The sequence below is a fragment of the Nocardia coubleae NBRC 108252 genome, assembly GCF_001612805.1.
Taxonomy (GTDB): domain Bacteria; phylum Actinomycetota; class Actinomycetes; order Mycobacteriales; family Mycobacteriaceae; genus Nocardia; species Nocardia coubleae.
The window spans coordinates 1-13,066 of sequence record NZ_BDBD01000029.1; the positions used below are offsets into that span (position 1 = coordinate 1).

14 protein-coding genes are annotated in these 13,066 nt (G+C 68.6%); 6 read left to right on the plus strand and 8 right to left on the minus strand.

The annotated features are described in order from the left end of the window. Positions 1-71: 71 nt before the first annotated feature. Positions 72-1,391, minus strand: coding sequence for an FAD-dependent monooxygenase (locus NCO8_RS28700; protein WP_369689849.1), 1,320 nt, complete (start codon positions 1,389-1,391; stop codon positions 72-74). On the opposite strand from NCO8_RS28700, the gene NCO8_RS28705 reads away from it, so the two are divergent. Continuing rightward, complete coding sequence (locus NCO8_RS28705; protein ID WP_067644475.1) at positions 1,354-1,917, plus strand: TetR/AcrR family transcriptional regulator; 564 nt, start codon at positions 1,354-1,356, stop codon at positions 1,915-1,917. The two genes, NCO8_RS28700 and NCO8_RS28705, sit on opposite strands and share 38 nt — an antisense overlap. Positions 1,918-1,942: 25 nt before the next feature. Here the strand turns inward: NCO8_RS28705 and NCO8_RS28710 are convergent, their stop codons facing one another. Then, entirely contained in the window at positions 1,943-2,362 is a 420-nt protein-coding gene (locus NCO8_RS28710) for a MerR family transcriptional regulator (RefSeq protein WP_067644478.1), read from the minus strand. Between the two features lie 46 nt (positions 2,363-2,408). Here NCO8_RS28710 and NCO8_RS28715 point away from each other — a divergent pair, with 46 nt between their 5' ends. Further along, entirely contained in the window at positions 2,409-3,461 is a 1,053-nt protein-coding gene (locus NCO8_RS28715; RefSeq protein ID WP_084457566.1) for an MBL fold metallo-hydrolase, read from the plus strand. On the opposite strand, the gene NCO8_RS28720 is transcribed toward NCO8_RS28715, so the two are convergent. From NCO8_RS28720 to NCO8_RS28735, 4 genes are read right to left on the minus strand one after another with little or no spacing between them, the layout of a single operon-like run. Then, the gene (locus NCO8_RS28720) at positions 3,414-4,844 is read right to left on the minus strand and encodes a GntP family permease (protein ID WP_067644481.1); all 1,431 of its coding nucleotides are present in this window, start codon (positions 4,842-4,844) and stop codon (positions 3,414-3,416) included. The two genes, NCO8_RS28715 and NCO8_RS28720, sit on opposite strands and share 48 nt — an antisense overlap. Before the next feature lie 11 nt (positions 4,845-4,855). Beyond that, complete coding sequence (locus tag NCO8_RS28725; RefSeq protein WP_067644484.1) at positions 4,856-5,497, minus strand: bifunctional 4-hydroxy-2-oxoglutarate aldolase/2-dehydro-3-deoxy-phosphogluconate aldolase; 642 nt, start codon at positions 5,495-5,497, stop codon at positions 4,856-4,858. Then, on the minus strand, positions 5,494-7,101 hold the full coding sequence (locus NCO8_RS28730; protein WP_067644487.1) for an N-acyl-D-amino-acid deacylase family protein: 1,608 nt from the start codon (positions 7,099-7,101) through the stop codon (positions 5,494-5,496). Before NCO8_RS28730 ends, NCO8_RS28725 begins: the two co-directional genes overlap by 4 nt. 9 nt (positions 7,102-7,110) lie before the next feature. Further along, positions 7,111-8,406 (minus strand): type III PLP-dependent enzyme domain-containing protein, encoded by a 1,296-nt coding sequence (locus tag NCO8_RS28735; RefSeq protein ID WP_067644490.1) that lies wholly within the window; start codon positions 8,404-8,406, stop codon positions 7,111-7,113. Between the two features lie 145 nt (positions 8,407-8,551). Here NCO8_RS28735 and NCO8_RS28740 point away from each other — a divergent pair, with 145 nt between their 5' ends. The 4 genes from NCO8_RS28740 to NCO8_RS31955 all read left to right on the plus strand — a co-directional run bounded on the left by NCO8_RS28740 (position 8,552) and on the right by NCO8_RS31955 (position 11,036). Continuing rightward, a complete protein-coding gene (locus NCO8_RS28740; protein ID WP_067644493.1) occupies positions 8,552-9,583 on the plus strand; it encodes a sugar kinase in 1,032 nt (343 codons plus the stop codon). Beyond that, the gene (locus tag NCO8_RS28745; RefSeq protein ID WP_067644496.1) at positions 9,580-10,350 is read left to right on the plus strand and encodes an IclR family transcriptional regulator; all 771 of its coding nucleotides are present in this window, start codon (positions 9,580-9,582) and stop codon (positions 10,348-10,350) included. Before NCO8_RS28740 ends, NCO8_RS28745 begins: the two co-directional genes overlap by 4 nt. A gap of 3 nt (positions 10,351-10,353) precedes the next feature. Beyond that, a complete protein-coding gene (locus NCO8_RS28750) occupies positions 10,354-10,761 on the plus strand; it encodes a RidA family protein (protein WP_067644498.1) in 408 nt (135 codons plus the stop codon). A gap of 107 nt (positions 10,762-10,868) precedes the next feature. Further along, positions 10,869-11,036: a hypothetical protein gene (locus tag NCO8_RS31955; protein WP_166655834.1), complete on the plus strand. Its 168-nt coding sequence runs from the start codon at positions 10,869-10,871 to the stop codon at positions 11,034-11,036. Between the two features lie 68 nt (positions 11,037-11,104). Here the strand turns inward: NCO8_RS31955 and NCO8_RS28755 are convergent, their stop codons facing one another. After that, a complete protein-coding gene (locus NCO8_RS28755) occupies positions 11,105-11,782 on the minus strand; it encodes a response regulator (RefSeq protein WP_067644501.1) in 678 nt (225 codons plus the stop codon). Further along, positions 11,783-12,967, minus strand: coding sequence for a sensor histidine kinase (locus tag NCO8_RS28760; RefSeq protein WP_067644842.1), 1,185 nt, complete (start codon positions 12,965-12,967; stop codon positions 11,783-11,785). It abuts the gene before it with no gap. Positions 12,968-13,066: the final 99 nt, after the last annotated feature.

Below are 13,066 nucleotides of genomic sequence, written 5' to 3' on the forward strand. Positions count from 1 at the left end.
CCCCGTCCGTGCGAGAGTGCGGCAGGTACACCCACCAGCACCGCCCGCAACAACGACCACTCCCCCCAACCTCACGGCGCCCAATCCAAAACCTTTCCCAGCGAACGAAACTGAGCACCGGCCGGAGTCATCCGCAAAGCCGCATCACGAACCGCGACCAACGGCCGCGCGGACAATTGAGCGACAACCCCGATCGCCCCCGACCGCCGAGCGATCATCTGCGTACGAGGCCGACGCTCGCAGTCATAGCGCCTCAACCCATCAGTCGTACCGGCCAACCGCGAAAGAACAACCGCATCTTCGAGCGCCTGACACCCACCCTGCCCGAGATTCGGCGTCATAGCGTGAGCGGCATCCCCGAGCAGCGCGAGGCGACCTGCGGTGAACGTCGACAGCGCGGGAAGTTCATAGATGTCATTGTGCAGCACCGTATTCGGATCGGCAGCCGCGAGCAGCGCCGGAATGGGATGGTGCCACGCGGCGAAGCGGGCACGCACGTCGGCGAAACTACCGCAGGCACCTTCCTCCGCGTCGTAGACCGCGAAGCAGTAGATGCGCCCATCGGGCAGCGGCGCCATCCCGAAACGCGCTCCCCGACCCCATGTTTCACCGAACTCGGTCAACGGCTCGGCGATACCGACCACCGCACGCCACACCGTGTACCCCGCATACCGCGGCGCGACCTCCCCACAGACGGCCCGCCGGACAACGCTGCGGATACCGTCTGCGCCGACGACCAGGTCGGCAGTAGAGCTGACCTGGCCCATGCCCCGCCCCGAACCGGCCGAATGCACCACCGTCCCGTCCGGGTCGACCCGATCCACCGAAACCCCGGTTTCGACAACCCCTTCCGGCAGAGCACCCCGCAGGATTTCCAGCAACGCAGCCCGATGGATCATCACCGGCGCCCCGAACCGACGCCGCATGGTCGCCACATCGGTCCGCGACAACCATCGCCCCCGCTCGTCCCGAATCCCCGCCGATACATCGTCCAACCCCTGCGCCCGCACCGCCTCGCCGACACCGAGTGCGTCCAGCGCCCGCAAAGCATTGGGCCACAGCGAGATTCCCGCCCCGACCTCGGTATACCGCGCCGCTCGTTCGAGCACCCGCACCGACCATCCGCGTTCGATCAACCCGAGGGCGACCGCCGTCCCCCCGATTCCGCCGCCGACAACAATCGCTGTAGCCATTCCGAACCCTTCGTATCGAGTGACAATCCCTGTCCGGGTACCACTTGCGGACCGGAGAGGCTCGCGCACGGAGCCTCCCCGGTGCGATGCCACCGTACTACAGCTGTAGTGAACTACACTACGGGTGTAGTGACCATCACTACGCCCGTAGTATCGATCTGTGGCAACCAAACGCGAACAGATCCTCGACGCGGCCATCGAGGTATTGGGCACGCGCGGCTCACGTGGCCTTACCCACCGCGCCGTAGACCAAGCCGCCGAACTACCCGCCGGCTCCACGTCCAACTACTTCCGTACCAGGGAAGCGCTGCTGTGCGGGGTGGCCGAGCGGCTCGAGCAGCGCGATCACGCCGACTGGACCGCCCTGCACCGCGTCCTCGGGCCGCCGACCGTCGACCACCTCGTCGACGCACTCGCCCGATTCATCACCCACGCGACGACCACCGACCGCGTCCGCACCCAGGCCCGCCTCGCCCTCTTCGGCGAATCCCAAGCGATGCCGACCGTCGCCGAATCGCTGCGGCGCGGGCACGGCCGACTACGCGAGCAGGCGGTCGACCTCGCCGCTCAGGCGGGCATCGGTCCGATCGATGCCGGCATCCTGGTCGACTACATGGACGGCGCGGTCATCCACCGCCTCACCGGCGCGGAGCCCGGCAAAGATCCCCGCGAGGCACTCGAACGGCTGACTCGAACACTCTCGCCGACCCGAAAGGCGCGCTGACACACCTCCTGACCGACGACGCCGACTACCCGAACAGCGCGCCGTGGCCTGCCGCATCTTCGCGGCTGAACCCGACACACTCCGAACATTCATCGACGATCGGGTGTGTACAGCGCAGGACGTGGGTCAGGAAATCGATGGTGCGCGTGAGATCACGCACGCGCGCACCCAGTTCGGCCTGCTTGCCCGCGAAGAGTTCGACCCGCTCCGCACGGGACCGCGCCGCGAACAGGTCCTTGATCTCGGCCAGTGAAAGCCCGGCGCGCTGACAAAGCAGCACAAGACGCGCACGAACCACCAGTTCGTCGCTGTAGACCCGATGACCGCCCGGCGCCCGGGGCGGGACGAGCACCCCGACGTCCTCCCAATGACGCAGAACATGGGCGGCGACACCCAGTTCGACGGCGACATCACCGATTCGGCGCGGTTCGGCGGTGTTGGTCACGTTCGCCTCTTTACTTCAGGTCGACCTGAAGTTTTAGCGTAGCTCCATGACAACCGAACACAAGCTCGCACAGGTGGGCGAGCGAGTAGCGACGCCGGATGTGTGGCAATGCTGCCGCGCCGCGACGACGGCGATCACCGGTGCTGTGCTGCCGCGCCGACCCGATCGCCGATTCCTTTCCACACTGCGCGACAACGGATTACCGCGTGGCTCGACAACGGTCGAACTGGTCGCCTTGGCACAGAACGCCCGCAGCGTGCCGACCGCCGCCGTCGTCGAGGGTGTGTTCACTCCGCGCCGGATCGAGTCCGCGATGACGGCCTTCGTTGTGCGGCACCCCCGGGCGACCTTCCTCGTCGACCCGGGCATCTGCGTCGACGTGCGGCGCCGGGCGGTAGCCGAACTACCGCCGATACTGCGGCTCGCGGTGAACCCGCCGAGCGATGTGCTCGATATCCGAGAGTCCTTGCAGCGCAGCGGCATCGATGCCAGTGACATCGACTTCGCGCTGCCCACTCACCTGCACTGGGATCATGTCGCCGGACTGCTCGATCTGCCGGACCTGCCGCTGCGGCTGCATCGACCCGAACACCGGTGGGCGATGACCGGCCCGGTTGCCCCCGTCGGCGGCGTGCGGCAAGCCGTCCGGGATCGCCCGCTCGACTGCTACGAACTCGACGGCCCGCCCGTCCTCACCTTCGCCGCGAGCCACGACGTGTTCGGCGACGGCGCGGTGGTGCTGGTCGATCTGTCCGGCCACACACCGGGCAGCATCGGAATTCTGCTCCGCACCGTACGCGGACCCGTCCTGCTGGCGGGCGACGCCGTCTGGCACAACCTCCAGACCACCGAGCTGCGCCAGAAGTCGGGCTACCCCGGTGCGCTGGCCGACGACGACCGCACCGGGGCCTGGCGAACAATCCATCGCCTGTACGCCGTTCGTGATGCGGTCCGCATCGTGCCCAGCCATGACCACCGGGCCGCGTGCGCATGGACCGAACACAGCGCGACCGGGCTGCCCGCGCAGGACAGCCCGGTTTCCGCCGAACCGCTACACGATCGAGAACAGCAGCGCCGCGACCGCGAAACTCACCACTGACAACACGGTTTCGAGCACCGTCCACGTCTGCAGTGTCTGTTTCACCGTCATGTTGAAGTACTTCGCGATGATCCAGAAACCACCGTCGTTCACGTGGCTGAGGATGATCGAGCCCGCGGCGATCGCCATGGCGATCAGGGCGATCGACATCTGCGAGTAGTTCTGCTCGGCGACCAGTGGGGCGACGATGCCGCCGGTGGTGACGATGGCGACCGTGGCCGAACCCTGGGCGATACGCAGGCCGCAGCTGATGAGGTAGGCGAGCACGATGACGGGCAGGCCGGCCGCCGACATCGTGTCGGCCAGGGCGGTGCCGATACCGGTGGCCGAGATGACCTTGCCGAAGAACGCGCCCGCGCCGACGACCAGCAGCACCATGCCGACCGGTTTGAGCGATTCGGCCGTGATGACGCTGAGTTCCTGCACGGTGGAACCACGCCGGATACCGAGCAGGTAGAACGCGACGAGCACGGTGATGAGCAGCGCCACGGCGGGCGTACCGAAGAAGGTGAGCACCTGCAGCAGGGCCGAATCCTTGTCCAGCAGTTGGTATCCGAAGGTGGCGCCGAGAATCAGTACCAGCGGGATGGCGATGATGGCGCCGATCAACGCCACCGAGGGTGGGGCCTTGGTGACCACACCGGTGGCGACGATGCCGCCCTCCTCGTCGTCGGTGTCGGGTTCGAGCGGCACGAATTCCTCCGGTACCGAGACGATGACCCGCTTGCCGATGTAGGTGCCCCAGAGGATGCCGGAGGCGATGAAACCCGGTATGCCGCAGACGAATCCCATCACGATCAGCCAGCCGAGACTCACGCCGAGCAGTCCGCCGAGCGCGACCGGTCCCGGATGCGGCGGCAGGAACGCGTGCGTCATGGACAGACCGGCCAGCATGGGCATGGCGTAGAGCACCAGCGAGCGCCCACCGCGCTTGGCCGCGACGTAGATCAGGGGTGCCAGGACGAAGATGCCGATGTCGAAGAACACCGGGATGCCGAAAATGAGGCCGAGGATGCCCATCGCGACGGGCGCGCCCTTCTCACCGAACACCCGCAGCAGCTTGTCGGTGAGAACATCGGCGCCACCGGATCTTTCGAGGATCGCACCGAGCACGGTGCCGAGCCCGATGATCACCGCGATGTGTCCGAGAATATTGCCGAAGCCGGTTTCTAGCAGCGACTCACCCGCCTTGAGCGGAGTGCCGACGATCTGGGAGACCGGTAATCCGGCGGCCAGTGCCAGCAGCAGACCGGTGAGCAGCAGCGCGACGAACGGCTCCAGTTTGATCTTGATAATAGCGATGAGCAGTACGGCGATCGCGAGACCGCACAGCACCAGCAACCCGGGGGTGGTGGTGCGCAGCCAGTCGACTGTGGCGCCCATGGACAAACCTCTCAATCCAGCGAATGAACGAAACGTGCGGCCCGCGAGCCGATCTCGGACCAGCGCGAGCTCGCGACGTCCAGGGGCGCGACCACCTCGGTGCCCGCGGTGACGGCGATGGCGCCCGCCTGCAGGTATTCCCGCGCGTTGTGCGCGTTGACGCCGCCGGACGGAATCAGGAACACATGCGGGAACGGGCCGAGCAGGTCTTTGAGATAGGCGGGGCCGAGCGAGCGGGCGGGAAAGATCTTCACCGCTGCCGCACCCAGGTCGACCGCCGCCAGTACCTCGGTGGGCGTGAAAGCACCCATGATGACCGGAATCTGGTTCGCTACAGCGACTTCGGCGACTTCCGGACGCACCGCAGGGGTGACGAGGAACTGCGCGCCGACGTCGACGGCCGCCGCCGCCTGGTCGCGGGTGGTGACGGTGCCGACGCCGATCACCGCGTCGGCGGCGCGGCGCGCCTTCGCGATCGCGTCGAGCACACCGAGGGTGGTGAAGGTGAACTCGACCGCACGCAAACCCGCCCCGGCCAGTGCCTCGGCCAGTGCGACGGGATCGGGGACGGCGGGCGCGCGGACGACGGTGAGCGCCCGGTCGGCCCGGATCACCTCCATCGCCCGTGACGACGAGCTCAGCAGTGGATTCATCGGGTCTCCTCTCGCGTGGCGTCCATGCGCAGGGCACGACCGGCGCGGACTCCGGTCGCGGTGCCGTTCTCCACGGCGAATTCGCCGTTGACCAGCACGTGCTGGATACCACGCGCCTGCTGACGTGGCTGCTCGAACGTGGCCGTGTCGTGGATCGTCGCCGGATCGAAAACCACCAGGTCGGCGGCGAAACCGGGCCGGATCAGGCCGCGCTCGGCCAGCCGCAGCCGAGCGGCGGGACGGCCCGTGAGGTGGTGCACACAGTCCTCGAGACCGAGAACACCGAGCTCACGGACATAGCGTGAGAGGTAGCGCGGGAAGGTGCCCCACGCGCGCGGATGCGGGCGGGCGCCGACCAGCAAACCGTCGCTGCCGCCCATGTGCCCGGCGTCGACCATGATCGCGCGCACGTTCTCCTCGTGGCCGACGTGCTGCAGGATCGTGGTGGCCAGCTGGTCGCGTTCCAGCAACTCGAAGAACACCTCGACGGGCGCGGTGCCGCGCTCGGTGGCGATCTCGGCGACGGTGCGGCCGACGTGCTCGGCGAGTTCGTCGTTGCCGACACCGCTGATCTGGATGGTCTCCCACTCGACGGTGACTCCGTGACACCCGTCGGACCCGTGCACGTCCACATCGGCGGCGATGCGGCTGCGCGCGGCCGGGTCGCCGAGCCGTTCCAGCGCGGCGTCGGGACCGCCCGACATCGCCCAGCTGGGCAGCAATGCCGACAGGGTGGTCGAGCCGGGCAGGTACGGGTAGGTGTCGAGGGTGATGTCGCAGCCGTCGGCGCGGGCCTGGGCGATCATGGCGAGCAATTCCGGTGCGCGACCGCGGTTCACGCCGAAGTTCATGGTGGCGTGGGTCAGGTGCAGGGCGCAGCCGGTGGCCTTCGCCAGACCGATCATCTCGGCGTAGGCCTCCAGCGCGCCTGCGCCGTAGGAGCGGGTGTGTGGGGCGTAGAAGCCGCCGTAGGAGGCGACGACGGCGCACAGGGCGGCGAGTTCCCCGGTGTCGGCATACATGCCGGGCGTGTAGGTGAGCCCGCTCGACATGCCGACCGCGCCCTCCTCGAGCCCCTGCGCGAGCAGCGCGCACATCCGGTCGATCTCGGAGGTGGTCGCCGCACGCTGATCGGCGCCGACGACGAGCAGACGCAGCGTCCCCTGCGGCACCAGATAGGCGGCGTTGGGAGTGATGCCCTGGTCGAGCCGGTCCAGGTACTGGCCGACGGTGCGCCAGGAGAAGTCGAAGTCGGCGGGGTTGCCGTTCCAGCCCGCGATCTGCTTGCGCACCAGCGCGAGTGCGGCGTCGTCGATCGGCGCGTAGGACAGCCCGTCCTGGCCGATCACCTCGGTGGTGACGCCCTGGGTGATCTTCGGGATGTGCTCGGGGTGGGTGAGCAGGTACAGATCGGAATGGGCGTGCATATCGATGAAGCCCGGCGCGAGGACGGAGCCCGGCCGCACATCGATCACGGGGGCGTCGGTGTGGATCGAGTCGGCGATCTCGGCGATGCGGCCGTCGCGGACGAGGACGTCGCCGTGGGTGCGTGGTTCGCCGGTGCCGTCGACGATATCGATGTCGTGAAAGAGCAAGGAGGTCATGGTCGTCCGTCAGAAGTAGGTGCGGATGAGGTCGACCACGCGCGGGTGCGCCGTCTCGGCGGAGTCGATCACGGGAATCAGCCGCCATTTGTCGAAGGCGGTACAGGGGTGCGAAAGCCCCAGCCGCACAACACTTCCCACGGGCAGATCCGCGAACGAGGCGCCGGGCAGACGCAGGAAGGTGTGCTGGTCGTTGAGCGCGCTCACATGCGCGCCCGACGGGAGTGCCGACCCGCCGACCACGAGTTGCGGTGTCGGCAGGCCCTCGTCGAAGGGGAAGTCGCGTTTGCCGCCGTCGAGCAGGGCGAGTTCCGGCTCCGGACGGGAGACGACCCGGGCCCAGCCGTGCATCGCCGAACGCAAGCCGGGGTCGGCGGCGGGGGCGCTCAGCGGGGAGATGCCCGCGTAGAAGCCGTCGTCGTGCACGAGGTACGCGCCGCTGCGCAACACCACGGTGGTCGATCCCGGCGCGGTCGGCAGCTGATCCGAGGCGAGACCGGCCAGTTCTTCGACGACCAGTTCGGGATAGGCACTGCCGCCCGCCGAGACGATAGCGGGCCCGGAGTACAGCTCGCCGAGTTCGCGGTGCAGGGCGGCGAGTTCGCGCAGGTAGTCACGAACCGCGGTCAGCGCCGCGGGGGTGCGATCGTGGGCCAGCGCGCCTTCGTATCCACCCACGCCTGCCAGCACGAGACGTTCGCTGCCGACCAGGGCGTGCGCGACCGCGAGCGCCTCGGCACGGGTCCGTGCCCCGGTACGACCGTGCGCGCCACCCAGTTCGACGAGCACGCGGACCCGCGGACCGGGCGCGGTGTCGCGCAGGATCTTGTCCATCAGCTCGACGGTGGCGACGCTGTCGGCCCAGCAGTAGAACTCGAAATTCTCGTCGCGCGCCGACTCCTCGGCCACCCAGGCCAGCCCGATCGGGTCGACCAGCGCATTGGCCAGCAGGATCCGGCCGACCCCGAAGGAGCGGGCGAGCTGTGCCTGCCAGGCGGTGGCCAGGGTGATCCCCCAGGCACCTGCCCGCAGCTGTGCGCGCCACAGCTGCGGCGCCATGGTGGTCTTGCCGTGCGGGGCGAGCGCGACACCACCGGCACTGCTCCAGTCGGCCATCAGCGCCCGGTTGGCGTCGAGGGCAGCGCGGTCGAGGGTGAGCAGCGGCGTCTGCCAGTGCGTGAGTTGCGGTGTGCCCGTGAGGTATTCGCGGACCGTGTGACCCCACGCGGCGGGTGGGGCGCTCTTGATGTGCGGGCCGAGCAGCTCGGCGGCCAGCGCGTCGACGACATCGTTGTCGATGGTCACAGCATCCCTTTCCCGGTGGGTACACAGCCGGATCGGACATGTCCGGCGGCTATTGCATTATATGCAACGTGAGTTGCACTGAATGTTTCTGCTCGTTATTGTGCATGCAGACAGCAGTGACCGCAACCACGAAAGGTCCGACGAGGTGACCCACGCAACAAAGGCACAGCCCAGGGCGGTCACCGTCGGCGAGGGATTGGCGGTGCTCGTCGCCGAGCCCGGCCCGCTCGAACGCTCCGGGATGTTCGAACGTTGCGCCGGTGGCGCCGAGGCGAACGTGGCCTCGGTGCTGGCCCAGCTCGGGATATCGGCGGCGTGGCTGTCGCGGGTCGGTGACGACGGGTTCGGGCGCTACCTGACGGCCGAGCTGGCCAGTGCGGGGGTGGACGTGGCAGCGGTCGCGGTCGACCCGATGCGGCCGACCGGCATCTACATCAAGGAACGCGGCGGCGGCTCGGACGCGGTACACGACCTACCCCGGGGCGAGAGCCGCATGCATTACTACCGGTCTGGGTCGGCCGCCAGCGCCCTCTCGCCCGCCGACCTCGACGCACCGCCACTGGCGCGAGCCGACCTCGTGCACTTCACCGGCATCACCCCCGCGCTGTCCGAGTCGGCGTGTGCGCTCACCCGTGGCCTGCTCGACCGCCCGCGACACGGTTCGCTGGTCAGCTTCGACCTGAATTACCGTCCGGCCGTGTGGGGTTCGCGTATCGGTGCGGCCGCCGACGAACTCGCCGCGCACGTGCGTGGCGCCGATGTCGTGTTCCTCGGCGCCGACGAAGCCACCGAGATCTTCGGTACCGGTGATCCGGCGGCCCTGCGTAGCCTGTTCCCCGAACCCGGGCAGCTGATCGTCAAGAACGACAAGCACACCGCGATCGGCTTCGACGGTGATCACGTGGTGGAAGTTCCCGCGCTGCACCTCACCGTCACCGAACGCATCGGCGCCGGTGACGCTTTCGCCGGCGGCTACCTCGCGGCGCTGCTGCACGGCGCCGACCTGCGCACCCGTCTGCGCTACGGGCACCTGTGCGCGGCCGCGACTCTCACCGCCTCGGGCGATTCGGCGAAACTTCCACCGTCCCAAGAACTCCGGCGGCTGGCCGCGCTTCCTGACGACGCGTGGACGGGGCTCACCTATCCACCGCGAGCAGATGGGACGATCGGGCCATGAGTCAAAGCGTGTCGCGAGCCCTGTCCATTCTGATCGCGCTCGGCGAGAACTCCCAGTCCCTCGACGAACTGGCGGGCCGGCTCGGGGTGCACAAGTCGACCGTGCTGCGGCTGCTGCAGACCATGCAGGCCGAACGATTCGTGGTCCGCGACGCCGCGCACCGCTACTCGCTCGGCAGTCGCATGTTCGAATTGGCAAGCCACGCACTGGAAAACCGTGACGTGCGCACGGTCGCCCGGCCGCATCTGAGCGCCCTCGGCACGACCACCGGCCAGACGGTGCACCTGGCCGCCTACGAGTCCGGCGACGCGGTCTACATCGACAAGGTCGATGCCGAACAGTCGGTGCGGATGTACTCGCGCATCGGCAGGCCCGCTCCCCTGCATTGCACGGCCGTCGGCAAGGTTCTCGTTGCCGCGCTGCCGCGGACCGAATGGACCACGGTGGCGGCACGTTTGGACTACCACCCGTTCACCCCACGCACCCTGCGTACGCCGGAGCGATATCTCGCCGAACTGGAAAGAGTTGCCGCCCAGGGCTTCGCCGAGGACCACGAGGAACACGAGAGCTTCGTCAACTGCATCGGGGTGCCCGTGCGCGACGGCATCGGCAATGTGGTCGCCGCCGTGTCGGTCTCGGTGCCCGATGTGCTGCTCGATCACGACCAGGTGCTCGCACTGCTCCCCCAGGTGCGCGCGTGCGCCGATGCCATCTCCACCGAACTCGGCTGGGATCCCCGCCGAGCCGTCCCCGCGAGGAAAGGCTGAACCATGTCCGACAAGATCGCCGTCCGCACCTCCGATGCTCCCGCCCCCGCCCACACCTTCTCCCAGGGCGTGCGCAAGGGACCGTTTATCCAGGTCTCCGGGCAGGGTCCGGTCGATCCGGAAACCAACGAGTACCTGCATCAGGGTGACGTGGCCGCCCAGACCACCCGCACCCTGATGAACGTGAAGGCCATCATCGACGCGTCCGGCGCCACCTTCGACGACGTGGTGATGTTGCGCGTGTACCTCACCAAGCGCGAGGACTTCGCGATCATGAACGAGGCGTACGGCGAGTTCGTCACCGAGCACACCACCGACGGAGTGCTGCCGTCGCGCACCACCGTGTTCACCGGTTTGCCGCGCGCCGAGATGCTCGTGGAGATCGATGCCGTGGCGATCGTGACCGATTGAGCGACTGCGTTTCCCGCGATGCGAAGGACACCGGAGCGAGGCTCGTGTTGAGATGGGTCGGGCCCCGCCTGGGGCCTGTTCGACCCGTCCTACCCGAGGATCAGCCTATGTTCGTCAAGACCGCCCGTCCGCTCGCCGTCGCCGCACTCGCCCTGTTCGTCACCGCCACCGGTGCGGGCACCGCCTCGGCCGCCACCGCGACGCCCGTCGTCGGTTCGGTGTCGATCTGCACCGGCATCCCGGTCGGGCCGCTCACCATCAGCGTCTGCCTGTGACCTAGGCCAGTCGAAGCAGCAGGCGGGGTGGCGCCGTACAACGGCGCCACCCCACTGTGCGTTCCGGTTCAGTGTTCCGCGTCGCGAACCAACAGTGCGATTTGTACCCGATTGGCGAGGCCGAGCTTGGTGAACAGGTTGGTGGTGTGTGCCTTGACGGTGGCGACGGTGACCTGTAACCGCGCGGCGATCTCCGGGTTGCCGAGCCCGTCCGCGATGGCTCGCGCGGTGTCGAGTTCGCGTTCCGACAGGGCGGCCAGCCGTTTCCGCGCGGCGTCGCGGGAGTCGCTGCGGGCTTCGGCGGAACCCGGCCCGGTCGCCGCGGCGATCACCCGCGCCGTGACGGTGGGAGACAGGACGGGGTTACCGGCCGCGACGGTGCGCACCGCCTCGGCGATCCGGGCGGGCGGGGTGTCCTTGAGCACGAAGCCGAGGGCCCCGGCGCGTAGTGCACGCAGTACCAGTTCGTCGGAGTCGAAGGTGGTCAGCATGAGTACCGCGGGCGCGGCGGGTTCGGCGCGCAGGGACCGGGTGGTGTCGACGCCATCGCGGCCGGGCATCCGCACATCCATCAGCACGACGTCCGGCCGCTGTTCTCGCACGACCTCGATCGCGGTGTCCCCGTCGGCGGCCTCCGCGACGACGGTCAGATCCGGTTCGCCGTCGATGACGAGTCGTAGCGCCATCCGCACCAGCTGGTCGTCATCGACGATGACGACGCGCACCGTCTCCTGATCACTGTGCACTCATGCTCTTTTCTCGTGATCGTGCTCCGGCCAGGGAAGTTGGGCGGTGAGGACGTACCCGTTGTCGGATGTGTGATGGTGGTCGAGTGTTCCGCCTGCGAGGGTGATGCGCTCGGCGAGGCCGAGGAGACCGAAACCCGAGGCCGGTGGCCGGGCAGCGGCGGTGGTGCCCGCCGAATTACGTACGCTGACGTGTAATTCGCCGCCGGGCGCCCCATCCACGGTGACGCGGACCTCCGCCGCCGGCGCATGCTTCGCGGCATTGGTCAGCCCTTCCTGGATCACCCGATAGCCGGTCCGTCCCACGGTCTCGGGTGGGGTGCCGGTCACCGTGCCGGCGAGCGTGACGTCCAGGCCCGACGACCGGGCGTCGGCCACGAGTTCCGGGATCCGGTCCAGGGTGGGTTGCGGTGGTTCGGGGCGGTCTGGGTCGGCACGGAGCACGCCGAGGACATCCCGGAGTTCTTCCAGCGCTTGGCGGGAACCGTCGGCGATCCCGCGGATCAGCATGCGCTTCTCCTCGGCCGAGAGGTCGTCACGGTGATCGAGGACGCCGGCCTGCATGGCGACCAGTGAGATCCGATGGGCGAGCACATCGTGCATTTCACGGGCGATCCGGTTGCGTTCGGTGGCCCGAGCCTGGGCCGCCCGGGCACCCTGTTCGCGTTCCGCGCTGTCGGCGCGTTCGCGCAGCGATCGCACTTCGACGCGACGGGCGTCGATGGCCACGCCGGTGGCCACGGCGATCCCCGCGGTCGAGACCGTCAATGCGAGTTGCAGCCAGACCGGGGCGGGCGGGGCGTCGACCGGGTAGAGACCCTGAGCGAACTGCGCCGCCGTCACATACGCCGCGACGACCACGGCGATCTCGACCGGACGGCGACGGGTGGACAGCGAACACAGTGCCAGCAGCGCGGCACCGGTGGCGAGCGCCGACGCGGCCGAGGCGATCACGACCACCAGGGCGACGGTGAACGGGAACCGGCGCCGCAATGGCAGCACCGCCAGGCAGCCGAGTGCGATCAGCGGATCACCGGTCACCAGCCAGGAACATGTGTCGGCCGTACAGCCTGCGGGCAGTACGGCGGCGACGGAGAACCAGAGGGCGGCGCCGATTGCCGCGGCCGCCGTCAGCCGCCAGGTCTGCTGCCATGCCCCGAGTCGTGCCGGGCCGTCGGTGTCCACCCGGCCATTATCGCGACGACGACCGGCCTCGAGCACCCACCCAGCGGCTGAGATGTGCTCGACCCGGGGCGAATGGCCGACTCGACTTTCGTCGAACAC